Origin of the sequence: Enterococcus sp. ARL09-542 (assembly GCF_005234805.1) — a bacterium.
Lineage (GTDB): Bacteria > Bacillota > Bacilli > Lactobacillales > Enterococcaceae > Enterococcus_D > Enterococcus_D gallinarum.
Genome location: NZ_QPQX01000011.1, coordinates 57,660 through 73,438, shown reverse-complemented (window position 1 = coordinate 73,438; position 15,779 = coordinate 57,660). Strand labels below are relative to the sequence as shown.

Here is a 15,779-nt window from a genome sequence, read left to right as displayed (position 1 = left end):
TTTGGCTGTTGCAAAAAATTTCAGGTTTGTCTGTTTCTTAGGACACAGTTTGTTTAAATCAAGTCTAGTTCTTTCAATGCTTGCCAGATGCCATCCTCATCATTGCTGGCGGTGACTTTATCAGCGATCGCTTGAATCTCGGGAGCCGCGTTACCCATGGCCACGCCGACGCCGGCAGCTTGCAGCATTTCGCGATCATTTTGGCCATCGCCAAAACAAATCACATCTTTTTGTGAGATTCCTAGTTGGTGTGCCACCGAAAGAATCGTGGCTGCTTTTGAACCATGTTTTGGCACGACATCGACACTGTTTTCATGCCAGCGAACAAAACGTAATTTACTGTAGCGATCGTCAAAATAGTCTTCATACTCTTTCCCATAAAAAGCCAACGCTTGATAGACTTCTTTTTCTTCCGGAAAGTGCATGTCTAATTCAGGCAATTGTGCGCCAAAAGAGCGCATTGCTTCATCCATGATGCCAATATTTAAAGAAGAAGCTCGTTTAGCCGTATCCATTCCCACAAATGCGGTATCGATCCCTAACTCGTTTGCTTCAGCAACAAATGCTTTTAGCTGTTCTTCATCTAATAAATTTTTGTACACTTGTTGGTGTGCCAAAAATGCAGCAGCGCCATTGCATAAAATATAATTATCAAAAGCAAGGGAGCGGATGATGTCTTTCGCATGGAAACGACTGCGGCCTGTAGCAACTGTCACGAAATGCCCTGCATTTCGCAGCAACTCCAATGCTTCAATCGTACTTTCCAACGGTTGCTTGTTCGAATCCAGTAACGTGCCATCAATATCAAAAGCAAAGAATTTCCGATTCATATCCATAAAAAACTAAGACTCTCTTTCTGTAAGAAATAACAAGAATTTTTACTTTTGGATCATGTTCTCTCCAAAAAGCATACCCTATTCTTAACATAAAAAGCTGTCTATTTCAATAAGTGGCGGATCTTGGTGAATGACTCTTGCTCACCAATGAAGGTGGGCTCATTTTTTTGGGAAACTGAAATATTTTCAACCACATGAAGTGTTTGCCTCAATCGTCTTTGTCTATTTGGCAGTGACTGGTTGAGTGCCCCAGACTTCATCTGCCACTTCAATGATCAGCTGCAATTTCTTCCATTGATCTTCTTCTGACAGAATGTTGCCCTCCTCTGTTGAAGCAAAGCCACACTGCGGACTCAAGCTCAAACGCTCTAAGGGCACGTATTGGCTGGCTTCTTTGATCCGGGCAATCAAGCTTTCTTTCTCTTCCAGAGCCCCATTTTTACTTGTGACTAGACCGAGAACGACTTTCTTTGTTTCCGGGACAAACCGCAATGGCTGGAAGTCCCCAGAGCGATCATCATCAAACTCCAAGAAAAAGGCTTCGACCGCTTCATGTCCCAACAGCGAATCCGCAACTGGCTCATAGCCTCCCGATGCCGCCCATGTCGAATGGTAATTGCCACGGCAAACATGGGTAGTCACGTGCAGGTCGTTAGGCAGATCCACCAATGCACTGTTATTCAACCGCAGATACAATTTTTGTAATTTTTGTGTATCATACTCATCGTTGGTCCTTGACTGCCAGTAATTTTTGTCCACCAGCATCCCCCACGTACAGTCATCCAATTTTAGATGACGACAGCCAAGATCATACAAGGCTAAAATGGTTTCACGATAGGCTTGCGCAATATCAGCAAGCAATACTTCCCGATCCGGATAGATAGCGTTCACTTTTTCTTCGTTGCTGCCTCGAACAAGTTCGACAAACAATTGAGCAGGCGCTGGGATACTCTGGCGAACAGGCACCCCATCTGCCTGAGCCGCGACAAAGCGATATTCCTCAAACACGGGATGTTCTGGATTGAATGCGACTTTCCCAGCTAATCGTGCAGAATCAGCACGGGTTTCTTCCCCATGGAACAAGTAGCCTTGATCCATTAAAATATGCTCTATTCCTTGAAATCCCCAGAAAAAATCCAAGTGCCAATAACTACGGCGAAATTCGCCATCGCTGACATATTTCAAGCCAACTTCTTTTTGTTTTGCGACTAACTCACTGATCGCCTGATCCTCAACTTCTTTTAACTCGGATCGAGTGATTTTTCCTTCAGCGAACGCTTCCCTTGCTTGCTTCAACTTCTCCGGACGCAAAAAACTTCCTACAATTTCATAATGATTGATCACTTGGCACATAGTTTCTCCTCCTTTTTTGGGTAAAAAAAAATCCTTAAGAGTTATCTCTTAAGGATGTAATAAATTTACATGGTACCACCTTAGTTTGCATCCGACTTACGAAGAATGCCTCTACTCCAATGCGACGCTGTTGCGTGATATTGGGGTCTCAGTAACGGGGACATCCGTGCGCTTCTAAAACTTGCGTTCTCGAAACACCCACTCAAAAGCCATTTTCAGATTCGTTTTCTTTCACCCTTTTTCAGCTGTCGGGGCTCTCTGTTAGAAATTCCACAGAATCTTACTTTCTTTTTCTACGTGTTTACTTATTGATTTTTAACAAGGATAGCAGAATGATTTTAGTGTGTCAATATTGATTTTAAAAAAAAGAAGCATTGCTGCTTCTTTCTTCGTTTAATCCACATAAGTTGATTTTGATTGATTGAGCCATGCATAGCCCAGACCCATGATCAAGCCGCCACCGATATAGTTCCCGATAAAGGCAAAGACAAGATTGTGAATCACGCTGCCGACAGTCATACCAGCTAAGTGGCCGCCAGATGCCCAGAAAGCTAACGTAAACGCTGGGAAGTTAGCGATGACGTGTTCATAGCCTAAGAAGGCAAAGATAAAGATAATGAAAATAATCGCAGCTACTTTCCCTGCATCATCTTTCATCCGCATACTTACTAAAACAGCTGTATTAACGACAATGTTTGCGAACATTGCTTCGACGACGATTTGGAGTGTCGGCTTATCAAGTTTTGCGGTAATGGAAGTCAATAAGAAATTATCCGCAGGCAACCCTTGAAAAGGTCCAGTCAAAGAAATAATTGATCCAAAAATCAAACCACCGACTAAATTGAAGAGCACACAAGTGAACAAAATCTTCAATGCCAAAGGAACACTCAATCGTTTGCGATAAACACCGACGGTCATATACAACATATTTGATGTGCCTAATTCTGCGTTCATATATAAGATCATGACAAGGGACCAACTAAACATAAATGCATACAACATTTTTCCTAGTCCATGTGCAATGTCCTCACCTTTCATAGCAATCGCAAAGGCAATCGCTGTTCCTAGCGTCAAGAAAAGACATGCCATCATGGCCCGTACAGCATAGCGTAAATAACTGCTTTTGATCAAATCGACCTTCTTTTCAATGGAAGAATCAATTTTTTCAAATAATGGGGATACTGGATTCATTTTTCTGCTCCTTTTTATGGGTATGATAATTGAGTTCGTTATAAAGTACACAATACCTTCACATTTTAATAACCAAACGCCTATTTGTAAAGTGTTTTCTGAAAAACGTTACTTTTTATATGAAATTTTCATCACATTTTCATTGCAATTGAATTCAATCATACCTTGACTTTTCCTCTTATTTTATCGTATACTGTTCCTTGTGTAAAATAATGCAGCAGGGAAATAACAGCTCGTCACCAGTTCGTTGCCTAAAAGGTTCAATTGCGTAACCGCGGCTGCAAAGGTGAAGATTGAAGAACGAACTGCACGGATGTGAATTTTTCAACGGATTATTTTACTCCAAACTATATTTATTGGAGGAACTAAATTATGTCTCGTTATACAGGACCATCATGGAAAATTTCTCGTCGTTTAGGAATTTCTCTTTCAGAAACTGGTAAAGAATTGGCACGTCGTCCTTACGCTCCAGGACAACACGGACCAAACAGCCGTGGCAAAAAATCAGAATACGGTATGCAATTGACTGAAAAACAAAAACTTCGTCATATGTATGGCATGAACGAACGTCAATTCCGTACATTGTTTATCAAAGCAAGCAAAATCAAAGAAGGTAAACACGGTGTTAACTTCATGATCTTGTTAGAACAACGTTTGGATAACGTCGTTTACCGTTTAGGTCTTGCAACTACTCGTCGTCAAGCACGTCAATTAGTAAACCATGGCCACATTTTAGTAGATGGCAAACGTGTAGATATCCCTTCTTACCATGTTGAAGTTGGTCAAGTGATCAGCGTTCGTGAAAAATCACAAAACATCTCAACAATCAAAGAAGCAATCGAAGCAACTACTGGTCGTACAGCATTTGTAAGCTTTGATGATGAAAAATTAGAAGGTTCATTGACTCGTTTACCAGAACGCGATGAATTGACTGCAGAAGTTGACGAAGCACTAGTCGTTGAATTCTACAACCAAAAACTATAAGAATTTTCACCAGAAGCTGCGACAGAAATCTTGTCACAGCTTCTTTTTTTATAAATTGTTAGAAATAACTTCTTCGGAAAGAAGTCAAAATTTCACAGAAATCCGACAAGCAATTTTCGAACTCTCCTTTTCATCTCTCTTGAAGCAGACTACTTCTGACATGACCTCTTTTTTGAGAAATCAAAAAAACTGTGCTGGTTTCCCGAAGAAATACCACACAGTTCGCGATTAATCGGCAGGTCGACTTCAAATAATATTGACGACGGACTCTCCGGATGATTTTTTTTGATGATAGTTGAACAACAGCAAATCTTTCTGACGCTTTTTAAAGATTACTTTCCGAATATTGCGTGGCACAAATTTGCGGATATCATCTTCATTATATCCTACTTGCAGTTTGTCGCCATCAACAATGATGGGACGTTTCAATAAATTCGGGTATTGCTCAATCAATGCTAATAATTCTTCTAATTTCAAGTCATCCAAATCAATGGCTAATTTTTGATACACTTTTGAACGTGTTGAGATAATATCTTCTGTCCCGTTTTTTGTCAAAGAAAGAATTTCCAGTAGTTCATCACTATTTAATGGATCGCTAAAAATGTTTCTTTCTTTGAAGGGTAGTTCATTTTCGGTCAACCAAGCCCGCGCTTTGCGACATGATGTACAGCTAGGCGTTGTGTATAGTGAAATCATTGATCATTCTTCCTTTCTGATTTTTCTGCGGATTCTTATTGATTATCTGTGATTTTTTCGATCGTTTCTTGTTTGACGACATCCACGATGCGAATGTTGATTTCTTTGACTTCTAAAGCAGTCAACCGACTAACTTCTTGCAAAACAATTTCTTGGATCTGAGCAAACAACCGGGGAATATCCTTCCCGTAGGCAACAATAACTTCCAAATCAATTGCTACTTGTTCTTTGCCAACTTCCACTTCGATCCCCGATGTCACATTGCTCTGGTCGGCCAAATCTTCCGTCATACTTGAAAAAAATTTTCCATCTGCACTGATTAAGCCATCAATTGACGCCAAGGCTACACCTACGATCGTCTGCAAGACTTTCTCCTCAAAGGTAAGCGAAGCAGTCTCTACACTTGCCGCTTGTTCATTTTCCATTTTTCACACTCCTTGTTTGCATTTCTGAAAAAAGAACGTTTTTTTTAGTAACAGATCCACCAAAACCAACAACCTTTTGCGGTTATCTGCCACCATGGGTAAAAATACCCTCCTCTATTAGCATAGAAGTTTTTTGTTTTTTTTACAAAGAAAAACACTTGTTACCGGATACTTTTTTTGCAAATTACCGAAATAAGGTACGTTTTTTTAATATAAAAAAGCGATTCCAGAAAATATTTCCCTCGATCGCTTCTTATATTTTATCTGATTTATCTAAAAAGATTCTTCCTCAATCCTACCGCTCATTCAACCTTGTATAGCTCCGGTCAGAAGACACTTCCTTATAAGCTGGTCGCATGATTTTTTGGGCATTGACTAATTCTTCGATTCGATGAGCAGACCAGCCGACGATTCGCGCAATCGCAAACATCGGTGTGTAAAGTTCTTCTGGCAAGTCTAACATTTTATAAACAAAGCCGCTGAAAAAATCAATGTTCGCACTGACGCCTTTATACATTTTTCGTTTTTGAGCAATCACTTCCGGAGCGATTCGTTCAACAGTTGTGTAAAGTTGATATTCTTGCCAAGCGCCGATGCCTTTCTCTTGTGCGAGTTTGGCTACATAATTTTTAAAAATTGCCGCTCGAGGATCATTGTCACTGTAGACAGCATGTCCCATACCATAGATCAAGCCCTTGCGATCAAAAGCTTCTTTATCCAAAACTGCTTCTAAATAACGACGAACTGCAGCTTCATCTGTTGTATCAGCAATCTGGCGTTTCAGATCACTCATCATCTCCGTCACTTTGATATTGGCTCCACCGTGTTTAGGCCCTTTTAGCGACCCTAATGCGGCTGCGATCGTTGAATAAGTATCGGTACCGCTAGAAGTAACTACCCGAGTAGTAAAGGTCGAGTTGTTTCCGCCCCCATGTTCCATATGAAGCACCAGCGCCATATCCAAGGTTTGAGCTTCTTGAAAACTATAGGCTTTATTAGGACGCAGCATGGTCAAAATCGTTTCTGCCGTGCTTAATTCCTCCGAAGGGCGATGAATATACATACTTCCCTCTTGATTGTAGTGATTATAGGCGTGGTAAGCGTAGATCGCCAGCAGTGGAAAGACACTGATCAGCATCAAACTTTGCTCTAATACATTCTCAATACTGACATCATCGGCTTGCGGATCATAACTGGCTAATGTCAAAATACTGCGAGATAAACTATTCATGATATCCGCAGAAGGTGCTTTCATGATCACGTCACGAACAAAATTGGTTGGAAGCGTACGTTTATCCGCCAATAACTGACGAAATCCCTGCAATTCAGATAACTTTGGCAGCTCGCCAAAAAGTAATAAATATGCAATCTCTTCAAAACCAAACCGATTTTCTTCAACGAATCCTGCAACCAGTTCATTGATATCGATTCCGCGATAACGTAATTCCCCACAAGCCTCGAGGGGTTTCCCCGCCACGATTTTTTCTGGATAAATGGTAGAAATGGTTGTTAAGCCGGCTAAGACGCCTTTTCCATCTAAATCTCTCAGTCCACGTTTTACGTCATATTCTGAATAAAGATTCATATCGATTTGATTGTGTTTCTGACACAATGATGAAAGATATACGATATTCTTTTCTTTTTCTAATTTTTCCACAGCCATGTTACCTCCTAACATCCTTACGTAACCATGCTACTAACTTCATTTGATTCAAAAAATAAAAACTTTTAAACATTATAGCACGATGTTTATAAAATGAAATATTTTTCATAATTTTAATTGATTTTTCTTTTTATAAACGTATAATTATTCCTAATAGATTGATATTTAAGGAGGATGCTTATGAATTGGCACACAAACCTGATCGTGAATGATCAGCGCTATACGTTTATTGATTTAGCAAAGGTCGCGGCTGACTTTAACGCTGAATTAAAAAGATTGCCTTACTCGATTCGCGTGTTACTAGAAAGTGTCGCCCGTCACCAAGATGAAGAGATTACTGCTGTTTACTTGGATTATTTGGTCAATTGGAACGCTGAACAGCCCACAGGCGTCGTACCTTTCAAACCCGAACGTGTCGTTTTGCAAGACTTCACTGGTGTTCCAGCGGTCGTAGACCTTGCTGCGATGCGAGACGCCATCGTTGCCTTAGGTGGGAATGCAGATACGATCAATCCTGAGATTCCCGTGACTTTGGTTGTCGATCATTCCGTCCAAGTCGATTGTGCAGGGACTCCGGAAGCAGTGGCTTTCAATACGGCGCGTGAATTTGAACGAAACCAAGAGCGCTACCAATTCTTGAAGTGGGCTCAGGGTTCATTTGACAATTTTGAAGTCGTCCCTCCAGAGACCGGTATCATCCATCAAGTAAATATTGAATCACTTTCTGATGTGATTTTGGAAAAAAAAATTGCTGGCGAGCCGTTTCTTTTTCCGGATACATTGCAAGGAACAGATTCCCATACAACGATGATCAATGGTCTCGGTGTATTGGGCTGGGGCGTTGGCGGTATCGAGGCAGAAGCAGCGATTTTGGGCGAGCCGTCATTTTTCCCGACTCCAGAAGTTATCGGTGTCTGTTTTGTGAACGAAATGCCTGCCGGTACGACCGCAACTGATTTGGCGTTGACTGTTACTGAAGTCTTGCGAAAGGAGCAAGTGGTAGGAAAATTTGTTGAATATTTCGGAACCGGTTACCAACGGTTAAGTTTAGCTGACCGTGCGACCCTTGCCAATATGGCACCAGAATATGGCGCCACTTGCGGTTTTTGTCCAATTGATGAAGAGACCCTCAACTATTTAGCTACTACGGGACGAACACCCGAATTGATCCATAAGGTTGCTGCCTACACAAAAGCCAATCATCTCTTTTATGATGCGACGGAGATACCAGACTACACCAAAACGGTCACCATCGATCTAGCCAAGATCCAGCCCGCATTGGCAGGACCAAAACGACCACAGGACCGTATCTTATTACCGGAAGTTGGCACTGATTTCGATCGTTCCCTCACGGCTGACATCGGACCAAAAGGCTTCGGTCTTTCGGAGAAGGAATGGCAAAAAAGCAGCCAAGTTAACTGGCCAAACGAGCCTTCCGAAACATTGCAGACAGGAGATATCGTACTTGCAGCTATCACTAGCTGTACGAATACGAGCAATCCCTTCGTCATGCTCTCTGCGGGATTGTTAGCAAAAAAGGCGGTAGAAAAAGGATTGACCGTGCCAAAATCGGTCAAGACTTCCTTGGCCCCTGGTTCCCAGATCGTAACCACCTATTTGACTGCCAGTGGATTATTGCCTTATCTTGAACAATTAGGCTTTTATTTAGTTGGATACGGCTGTACGACTTGTATCGGCAACTCCGGTCCATTAGAAGCACCCGTAGCAGAAGCAATCGAAAACGAAAATTTACTGGTCGCTTCTGTTTTATCTGGAAACCGCAACTTTGAAGGTCGGATCCATCCACAGATCAAAGCCAATTATTTAGCTTCTCCTCCGTTAGTCGTCGCCTATGCCATTGCTGGAACCATCCGGAAAGATTTGACGAAGGAGCCTCTAGGCATCGTAGCAGGACAAGAAATTTATCTGACGGATATCTGGCCAAGTAACGAAGAAGTCAATGAATATATTCAAGCTTTTGTTGGACCAGAAGCGTTTCGTGCAGCTTATGCGCATCTATTCGACGCCAATGAGCGTTGGAACCGTATCGATACAACTGCCAGTGATTGTTATGCTTGGGAGGACACATCAACATATATTGCCCACCCACCCTATTTTGATTCCTTGACCAAAGAATTACCTATCCAAACAAGTTTGTCTGATTTGAAAGTGTTAGCCAAATTGGGGGATTCTGTTACGACAGACCATATTTCTCCCGCTGGTAGCATTGGATTAGATTCTCCCGCCGGCAGGTTTTTGCAAACCAAAGCTGTTCCTTACCGTGAGTTCAACTCTTTTGGTTCACGGCGAGGCAATCATCACATCATGATGCGGGGAACTTTCGGCAACATTCGTTTACAGAATCAGCTGGTTCCTGGAAGTACTGGCGGGATCACCCATTATTTTCCTACAGGGGAAACGATGTCAATCTATGACGCTGCCATGAATTATCAGAAAAACGAACAGTCTTGCATTATTTTAGCTGGTAAAGATTATGGGATGGGTTCTTCCCGAGATTGGGCAGCTAAAGGGACCCAACTTTTAGGCGTCAAAGTAGTCTTGGCAGAAAGTTTCGAACGGATTCATCGCAGCAATTTGGTCATGATGGGTGTGATTCCTCTAGAATATCTTGCTGGGCAAACTGCCGCTTCCTTGGGATTGGATGGCTCTGAATCCTTCTTTATCCAACTGCCCGAAGAACCGCAGGTCAATCAGCAGATTGATGTGACAGCCAAACGTACAGATGAAACAATGATCACCTTTCCGACTCGGCTGCGTTTCGATGCACCAGCAGATATCCGTTACTGGAAACATCAAGGAATCTTACCAATGGTCATTCGCAAAAAAATAGAAGCAGGAGGAACTAGCAATGCATTCTGAAGCGTCCTTATCTAACACTGTTCTCACAATTCCTTATATCAGTGGTGACGGCATTGGTCCAGAAATTTGGCAAGCAGCGCAACCTGTGATTGATGCGGCCGTAAAACAAGCGTATGGTCCCAAAAGAAGGATCCACTGGCAAGAAGTTTTAGCTGGTGAAAAAGCATTTAGACAAACCGGCGAATGGTTGCCGCAGTCGACTCTTACCACTATCCAAGAGGCTAAAATCGCATTGAAGGGACCATTGACCACACCAGTTGGCAAAGGATTCCGATCCCTCAATGTCACATTGCGCCAAACATTAGACCTCTATGCTTGTGTTCGGCCCGTTCGATACTTTGCCGGGGTACCTTCTCCTTTGAAGCATCCGGAAAAGACGAATATGGTGATTTTCCGTGAAAATACAGAAGATGTTTACGCAGGAATCGAATTTGCAAAAAATGATCCCCTCACGAAACAATTAATTGAGGTGCTGCAAACACAATTCAGTGTCAAAAACATTCGCTTTCCAGAAAGCAGCGCCATCGGGATCAAACCGATCTCAAAAGAGGGCAGTCAGCGGTTGATCAGCGGAGCGATCGAGTATGCTATCGCACACCACTTGCCGTCTGTCACCCTTGTTCATAAAGGGAACATCATGAAATTCACCGAAGGCGGCTTCAAAAATTGGGGCTATCAATTAGCGGAAACGAATTATGCCGATCAGTGCTTCACGATGAACCAATGGGCAACAATTAAATCTGAGCAGAATATTGAAGCGGCTCAAGCAGCACTTGCTGCTGCACAACAAGCCGGAAAAGTCATTATCAATGATGTGATCGCAGATAATTTCCTGCAACAGATTCTTTTGTACCCAGAAAAATTTTCAGTGATCGCAACTTGCAATCTCAATGGCGACTATCTTTCCGACGCATTAGCCGCTCAAGTCGGCGGAATTGGGATCGCTCCAGGTGCAAATATCAATTATGTAAGTGGTGCCGCAATCTTTGAAGCAACCCACGGTACTGCCCCCGATATCGTTGACACAGGAAAAGCCAATCCCTGCTCGTTGTTGCTCTCTGCTTGTATGCTCTTGGAATATATCCAGTGGGATGAAGCAGCAGTTCTTATTACCACAGCCATCGAGACAGCAATCAAGGAAAAGAAAGTCACAACTGACTTTGCGGCAGCTATGACTGACGCGCATTGTTTGTCTACCAAAGCGTTCGGTGACTATCTGGTCACATTGATCACTCCATAATCATTCACCGCTCTCGTTGACTTGTCATTTTAGACAACTCAACGAGGGCTTGAATTTTTTTGAGACAACTCAACGAAGGCTTGATTGTATTTCAGTTGCTAGTTCCCCTATACTGGAGACACGAAAGGAGGAGTTCACATGAATGAATTCAACATACGGCAAATCGGCCAACGGATTGCCAGCAAACGTCGAGAACTAAATATGACTCAAAGCAACTTAGCAGATCAATTATTGGTCAGTTATCAAGCTATCAGCAATTGGGAGCGAGGCAATACATTGCCTGACATCGAAAAATTGTCCCAGCTAGCAACAATTTTGCAGTTATCCATTGACGAACTATTAGGAAATAGCGGAGTTGCAGTAATGCATTACCACGAGGGAGTCGCCGATTCTCAGGAAATCACCACGTTGGCGCCGATCATTAAACCTAAAGAATTGGCAGCTGCGACTCAAGCCCAGCCTTTTGAACTTGAGTTAGTGGAGCAATTGGCACCTTTTTTGAGCAGTGAAGAATTATTTGCTTTATTGAAACCTATAACAGAACCGCTGACCGAAGAAGCACTAGAAGAATTTTTACCTTTTTTAGAGACAGATCATTTGGAACAATTGATGAAAGAGGACTATACTTTCGCTTTTCTGGAAGAAGCAGCGCCCTACTTATCTGCCACTTTCTTAGCCCAAAAAGTTGAGCAGTCTGTCTCAAACTCGCTGTCTTTGTACGAGTTGGAAGATATTGCCCCTTTTCTCGAAAAGCAAGATCTAGGACGCATTCTTCAAAAGATCCTGGCAGCGTCAGAGAATCCGGAGCAACGGTTGTCAGAGCTTGAAGACCTGCTACCTTTTCTCGATGAATCTACGTTAGTAACGCTTGTCGGATACTTTCCTGTACCCTCTGAGGTTTTTGAACTGTTTACCCCTTTTTTGGCTACAGAAACTTTGTTGCAAGCGTTGCGAAAAAAACGTTGATTTACTCTTTACTTTTCGTTAACCAAGATTTATAATTTCGTTAACCAACTATTGGATTATATGTTAACGAAAGAAGGATACTATGAAACTACCATTGCGAGAACAAATCTATGCTGCTTTTTTTGCCATCATTATTGCTGGGCTGTCTCAACTAACCATCCCATTAGGATTGATTCCTCTGACAGGCCAAACCTTTGCTGTCGGCTTGGCGGTAACCTTTCTAGGAATGCGCACAGGGACCATGTCGATCCTTATTTACTTATTGCTGGGGTTGATCGGATTACCAGTTTTTGCCGGCGGAGCAAGTGGCATCGGCGTCTTATTCGGACCTACAGGCGGCTATCTGATTGGTTTTATCTTTAATGGACTCTTGACGGGGAAACTTTTGGAAACAGGCCGCGCCGGATATGTGAGAGGGATGTTAGCGAATATCGCTGGTGCATTAGCAACATTGTTTTTTGGTACCTTATGGTTAAAATGGAGCACCGCTATGTCTTGGACTGCTGCCATCAATGGCGGTTTTGTTCTCTTCCTTCTGCCCGGTGTGATCAAAGCCATTGCTGCGGCTTATTTAGGGATTTTCTTGCGGAAAAGATTGCAGCGGTAAAAAAAGAGAAAGTAGCAAACGTGGACTGCTTCAAGCAATAAAAAGGAATTGCCGAAAATTGCTGCTTTATTTTTTTGAAATTTCTGCTTATTTCCGAAGAAGCTACTGTTAGTCGTTTATTCGAAAAAAAGAGGGACTGTGCCATAAGTCATCATCCAACAAGTTAAACCGAATAATAGTCTGTTGCTAGGATAGATTCCTCTGACTTTTGCGACGAGGAGTCCCTGCACCGCAGGAGCAATAATCATTAATGTTCGGATAGTTTTACTTGTAGGAGACTTATGACACAGTCCCGCACGCTTTTATCTCGTAGCGAATCAATAGTTGATCCATGTGATTGCTTGCTGGAGCTCTGCTCTTAAATGGGCTGCTTTGTATTGATTGAACGCTGCTTGATTAGTTCGCAAAAGTCCCCGTAGCTTTGTTGGCTGAAAATTTTCTGTCAACTGATTTTCCAGAACAAATCGTCGGGTCAATTGCCATTCATAGTAATAGCCCAAAGGACGACAGCTATAAATCGTCTGTCCAATCACTTGATCTTCAAACCGACGATGGGTATGACCAAAGACTACTTGACGCACATTGTCCGCCTCATCAATAACTGCCCCAAATTCTGGTGAACCTAGAAACGCGTTCAAATGATTCCAACGAACATACTTCCCCGTTTGTTTGACGATAAAGGTTGCTTTCGGAACAAAATGAGTCGTTACGATGACTTCTTTATCTTGAGGGAGCCCTCGCAATGTTTGACGCAGTCTTTCATTGATCTGATGACTGATTTCCGGATCGGTTCCTGTCCGCTGAATCATACGATCATACCAAAAGAGGTGCTTGAGACGAAGGATCTCTTCTGTGCTTTGCAAGTCAGAATAGCCGTAGTCATACCAGCCATTGACACCTAACAAGAGTGTTTTTTCCGATAAAGCGACTGTTTGAAAGTTCAAGAAAGCTGGATCAGGATAGGTTTCGATCAATGATTCTGATAAATCAGCCATTTCATGATTGCCCCAATGAAAGGTAGTAGGCAGCTGTCTTTGAAAGAAATCAATGACGGTCATCGCTGCTGTCTCTTTGTTTGCAATATCTCCAGCTAGATGCAAGTGCGTCGCTTGATTGGCGTCTAGCAATTCGGCTATCAGCTGCAAGTCTGTTGCACTGAAATGATTGATATCGACATGCAAATCGCTGATAACGGCTAATTTCCCCATATCAGTTTCCTGCCACCTTTTTGTCCATGCGCAACAGTTGAACGTTAGATGCCAGCAGACCGCTGTCACTAGTCAACTGCAAGCGCTGATAGTCAGGATCGACCACCAAGCGTGTCCGCTCTTCTAAATACATTGCTGCGCCTTGTTTTAACCAAACTGTTCCAATTGCTGTATCCAGCTTCGTATCATAGATAGACAATCCTTCTTCTGGATAATCTGCTGGTACGAGGATCAAGCGAAAACTAATATCTAACCGGCAAGAGATCGCCGTAGCCGGAAAAGGTCCCACACCATCTTCAAAATCTAGATAAATTCGATCTCCCTCCTGTTTGACTTCTGAGATTTTTGCTACTGCTGCTGCATCCATATCAATCGTTATTTCCATAGCGATTCTCCTTTACATGATTCGTTTTTGCCACTCGTCTCGGGTAATTCCCCGCATCACTTCGTCCACTACTTGCCCACGAAATCTTCGCGCAGCCGGAATCTGTGCTTCCACTTTCATGCCAATTTTTTCCATCACGCGACCAGATCGATGATTTCGCTGATCGTGCAGTGCATAAATACGAACAAGCGCTAATTTTTCAAAACCCAAAGACAAAAGCATCCGAGCAGCTTCCGGTACGATCCCTTGCCCCCAGAAAGCTTTATTCAAGGTATAGCCTAGTTCTGCCACTTCCTTTAGCGGGTCCACCCGCAAGTCGATCGTTCCGATCATATTGCCACTCATTTTCTCTTCAATAGCAAATTTACCTAATGGCGCCGCTAAAAAATACATTGCAATGGCGATTTTTGTATCCACAAGTGATTGATGCCTCGGAAAAACAAACTCCGTCGTTTCTTCATCACTTGCGTATTCGAATAAATCATTGGCATCTGCCATCGTCACAGGACGCAACCATAATCGTGGTGTCTCGATTCGTTGATTTTCTGCTAAAATCAATAAGTGGTTCTTTTGGATTTCCATGTTTCACCAGCTTTCTTTCTGATCTTTTTTAGTCTTTTTTATGACCTCACTGAAATAGCTAAATGTTTCTAATAATCGACGCTCCCTTTTTTGTGCTATAATATAAAGCAAGAAAACGCTTAGGAGGATTTTCAATGTCCGATGAATTGGAGAAACGCCTAGATACAGGAATGTACGGGACACCTCGTGTTAATCCAGATGAACAAAGAAAATACTTGGGAACGTTTCGTGAACGTTGTTATCTAAGTATGACGGTAGCAGAAATGAAGAAAAAGGACAACCAAGAAACGTTACAGTCGGTTCTCCCTAACTATCAAGGGGCACTGATCTTGATCAACGGAAAATTGCCCGAAACGCTTCAGACGACCTTTATTTCATTGATTACGAAACAACAGCTCGATTTTCGAGTGGTGACTGACGCCCAGACTGCTGATCCTGACAGTATCGGTTTACTGATCGTTGCCAATGAGGCAGTGAATGAAGAGGTAATCGATATCGAAGAAAAGTATCCTCAAAAGACAAAATCATCTTCCGAAGAAGATCCCATCAAAGAAAAAAAACCATTCTGGGAACGATTCTTCCGCTAAACAAACCAACGGATCAATTACTAGTGATCCTTCACTAGTACGAACAGCAAAAGAAGTTGTATTAGAAATGGTCAGCTTTAAGATATTTCGGCTTATTTCCGAAGAAGCTACTTCTAACCATTTATTCTAAAAAAAGGAACAGTGACAAAAGCCTTGTCACTGTTCCTTTTTCAACT

At 42.4% G+C, this 15,779-nt stretch carries 15 protein-coding genes and 1 other annotated feature; of the genes, 6 read left to right on the top strand and 9 right to left on the bottom strand.

The window, feature by feature from the left end; translation table 11 throughout:
* Nucleotides 1-53: 53 nt before the first annotated feature.
* The 3 genes from DVW06_RS12225 to DVW06_RS12215 form a co-directional block, all read right to left on the bottom strand.
* Nucleotides 54-830 carry a Cof-type HAD-IIB family hydrolase gene (locus DVW06_RS12225; RefSeq protein ID WP_137264700.1) on the bottom strand — a complete coding sequence of 259 codons (777 nt, stop codon included), beginning with the start codon at nucleotides 828-830 and terminating at the stop codon, nucleotides 54-56.
* 228 nt (nucleotides 831-1,058) lie between these two features.
* Entirely contained in the window at nucleotides 1,059-2,189 is a 1,131-nt protein-coding gene (locus DVW06_RS12220) for a 5-methyltetrahydropteroyltriglutamate--homocysteine S-methyltransferase (RefSeq protein WP_005470059.1), read from the bottom strand.
* Between the two features lie 47 nt (nucleotides 2,190-2,236).
* Nucleotides 2,237-2,494, bottom strand: a binding site (T-box leader).
* 88 nt (nucleotides 2,495-2,582) lie between these two features.
* Nucleotides 2,583-3,380: a formate/nitrite transporter family protein gene (locus DVW06_RS12215; protein ID WP_003128082.1), complete on the bottom strand. Its 798-nt coding sequence runs from the start codon at nucleotides 3,378-3,380 to the stop codon at nucleotides 2,583-2,585.
* Between the two features lie 372 nt (nucleotides 3,381-3,752).
* Between DVW06_RS12215 and rpsD the strand changes: the two genes are divergently transcribed.
* Nucleotides 3,753-4,364: a 30S ribosomal protein S4 gene (gene rpsD / locus DVW06_RS12210; protein ID WP_003128081.1), complete on the top strand. Its 612-nt coding sequence runs from the start codon at nucleotides 3,753-3,755 to the stop codon at nucleotides 4,362-4,364.
* A 246-nt stretch (nucleotides 4,365-4,610) separates the two neighbouring features.
* On the opposite strand, the gene spx is transcribed toward rpsD, so the two are convergent.
* The 3 genes from spx to DVW06_RS12195 all read right to left on the bottom strand — a co-directional run bounded on the left by spx (nucleotide 4,611) and on the right by DVW06_RS12195 (nucleotide 7,142).
* On the bottom strand, nucleotides 4,611-5,060 hold the full coding sequence (gene spx, locus DVW06_RS12205; RefSeq protein WP_060813259.1) for a transcriptional regulator Spx: 450 nt from the start codon (nucleotides 5,058-5,060) through the stop codon (nucleotides 4,611-4,613).
* A 35-nt stretch (nucleotides 5,061-5,095) separates the two neighbouring features.
* On the bottom strand, nucleotides 5,096-5,485 hold the full coding sequence (locus DVW06_RS12200) for an Asp23/Gls24 family envelope stress response protein (protein ID WP_060813260.1): 390 nt from the start codon (nucleotides 5,483-5,485) through the stop codon (nucleotides 5,096-5,098).
* Nucleotides 5,486-5,780: 295 nt separating this feature from the next.
* Nucleotides 5,781-7,142, bottom strand: a complete 1,362-nt coding sequence (locus tag DVW06_RS12195) for a citrate/2-methylcitrate synthase (protein WP_172956408.1) — start codon at nucleotides 7,140-7,142, stop codon at nucleotides 5,781-5,783.
* Nucleotides 7,143-7,328: 186 nt separating this feature from the next.
* On the opposite strand from DVW06_RS12195, the gene acnA reads away from it, so the two are divergent.
* The 4 genes from acnA (at nucleotide 7,329) to DVW06_RS12175 (ending at nucleotide 12,841) form a co-directional block, all read left to right on the top strand.
* Entirely contained in the window at nucleotides 7,329-10,028 is a 2,700-nt protein-coding gene (acnA, locus tag DVW06_RS12190; RefSeq protein ID WP_137264696.1) for an aconitate hydratase AcnA, read from the top strand.
* Nucleotides 10,018-11,268 carry an NADP-dependent isocitrate dehydrogenase gene (gene icd, locus DVW06_RS12185; RefSeq protein WP_003128073.1) on the top strand — a complete coding sequence of 417 codons (1,251 nt, stop codon included), beginning with the start codon at nucleotides 10,018-10,020 and terminating at the stop codon, nucleotides 11,266-11,268. The genes acnA and icd overlap by 11 nt, the downstream gene beginning before the upstream one ends.
* A 138-nt stretch (nucleotides 11,269-11,406) precedes the next feature.
* Nucleotides 11,407-12,234 (top strand): helix-turn-helix domain-containing protein, encoded by an 828-nt coding sequence (locus tag DVW06_RS12180; RefSeq protein WP_096710883.1) that lies wholly within the window; start codon nucleotides 11,407-11,409, stop codon nucleotides 12,232-12,234.
* 82 nt (nucleotides 12,235-12,316) lie between these two features.
* Nucleotides 12,317-12,841 (top strand): biotin transporter BioY, encoded by a 525-nt coding sequence (locus tag DVW06_RS12175; RefSeq protein ID WP_003128071.1) that lies wholly within the window; start codon nucleotides 12,317-12,319, stop codon nucleotides 12,839-12,841.
* A 317-nt stretch (nucleotides 12,842-13,158) separates the two neighbouring features.
* Here the strand turns inward: DVW06_RS12175 and DVW06_RS12170 are convergent, their stop codons facing one another.
* From DVW06_RS12170 to DVW06_RS12160, 3 genes are read right to left on the bottom strand one after another with little or no spacing between them, the layout of a single operon-like run.
* Nucleotides 13,159-14,049 carry a metallophosphoesterase gene (locus DVW06_RS12170; RefSeq protein WP_003128069.1) on the bottom strand — a complete coding sequence of 297 codons (891 nt, stop codon included), beginning with the start codon at nucleotides 14,047-14,049 and terminating at the stop codon, nucleotides 13,159-13,161.
* A 1-nt stretch (nucleotide 14,050) separates the two neighbouring features.
* Entirely contained in the window at nucleotides 14,051-14,434 is a 384-nt protein-coding gene (locus DVW06_RS12165) for an iron-sulfur cluster biosynthesis family protein (protein ID WP_003128068.1), read from the bottom strand.
* Nucleotides 14,435-14,446: 12 nt separating this feature from the next.
* Complete coding sequence (locus DVW06_RS12160; protein WP_003128067.1) at nucleotides 14,447-15,016, bottom strand: GNAT family N-acetyltransferase; 570 nt, start codon at nucleotides 15,014-15,016, stop codon at nucleotides 14,447-14,449.
* Nucleotides 15,017-15,150: 134 nt separating this feature from the next.
* On the opposite strand from DVW06_RS12160, the gene DVW06_RS12155 reads away from it, so the two are divergent.
* Entirely contained in the window at nucleotides 15,151-15,603 is a 453-nt protein-coding gene (locus DVW06_RS12155) for a YueI family protein (RefSeq protein ID WP_041119905.1), read from the top strand.
* The last annotated feature ends 176 nt before the right edge of the window (nucleotides 15,604-15,779 follow it).

What these genes read in the sequence shown, in the direction of transcription:
- DVW06_RS12220 (WP_005470059.1), bottom strand. Translation starts at nt 2,189, where the DNA reads ATGTGCCAAGTGATCAATCATTATGAAATTGTAGGAAGTTTTTTGCGT.
- acnA (WP_137264696.1), top strand. Translation starts at nt 7,329, where the DNA reads ATGAATTGGCACACAAACCTGATCGTGAATGATCAGCGCTATACGTTT.
- DVW06_RS12215 (WP_003128082.1), bottom strand. Translation starts at nt 3,380, where the DNA reads ATGAATCCAGTATCCCCATTATTTGAAAAAATTGATTCTTCCATTGAA.
- DVW06_RS12165 (WP_003128068.1), bottom strand. Translation starts at nt 14,434, where the DNA reads ATGGAAATAACGATTGATATGGATGCAGCAGCAGTAGCAAAAATCTCA.
- DVW06_RS12155 (WP_041119905.1), top strand. Translation starts at nt 15,151, where the DNA reads ATGTCCGATGAATTGGAGAAACGCCTAGATACAGGAATGTACGGGACA.
- DVW06_RS12160 (WP_003128067.1), bottom strand. Translation starts at nt 15,016, where the DNA reads ATGGAAATCCAAAAGAACCACTTATTGATTTTAGCAGAAAATCAACGA.
- rpsD (WP_003128081.1), top strand. Translation starts at nt 3,753, where the DNA reads ATGTCTCGTTATACAGGACCATCATGGAAAATTTCTCGTCGTTTAGGA.
- DVW06_RS12170 (WP_003128069.1), bottom strand. Translation starts at nt 14,049, where the DNA reads ATGGGGAAATTAGCCGTTATCAGCGATTTGCATGTCGATATCAATCAT.
- DVW06_RS12175 (WP_003128071.1), top strand. Translation starts at nt 12,317, where the DNA reads ATGAAACTACCATTGCGAGAACAAATCTATGCTGCTTTTTTTGCCATC.
- DVW06_RS12180 (WP_096710883.1), top strand. Translation starts at nt 11,407, where the DNA reads ATGAATGAATTCAACATACGGCAAATCGGCCAACGGATTGCCAGCAAA.
- spx (WP_060813259.1), bottom strand. Translation starts at nt 5,060, where the DNA reads ATGATTTCACTATACACAACGCCTAGCTGTACATCATGTCGCAAAGCG.
- DVW06_RS12200 (WP_060813260.1), bottom strand. Translation starts at nt 5,485, where the DNA reads ATGGAAAATGAACAAGCGGCAAGTGTAGAGACTGCTTCGCTTACCTTT.
- icd (WP_003128073.1), top strand. Translation starts at nt 10,018, where the DNA reads ATGCATTCTGAAGCGTCCTTATCTAACACTGTTCTCACAATTCCTTAT.
- DVW06_RS12225 (WP_137264700.1), bottom strand. Translation starts at nt 830, where the DNA reads ATGAATCGGAAATTCTTTGCTTTTGATATTGATGGCACGTTACTGGAT.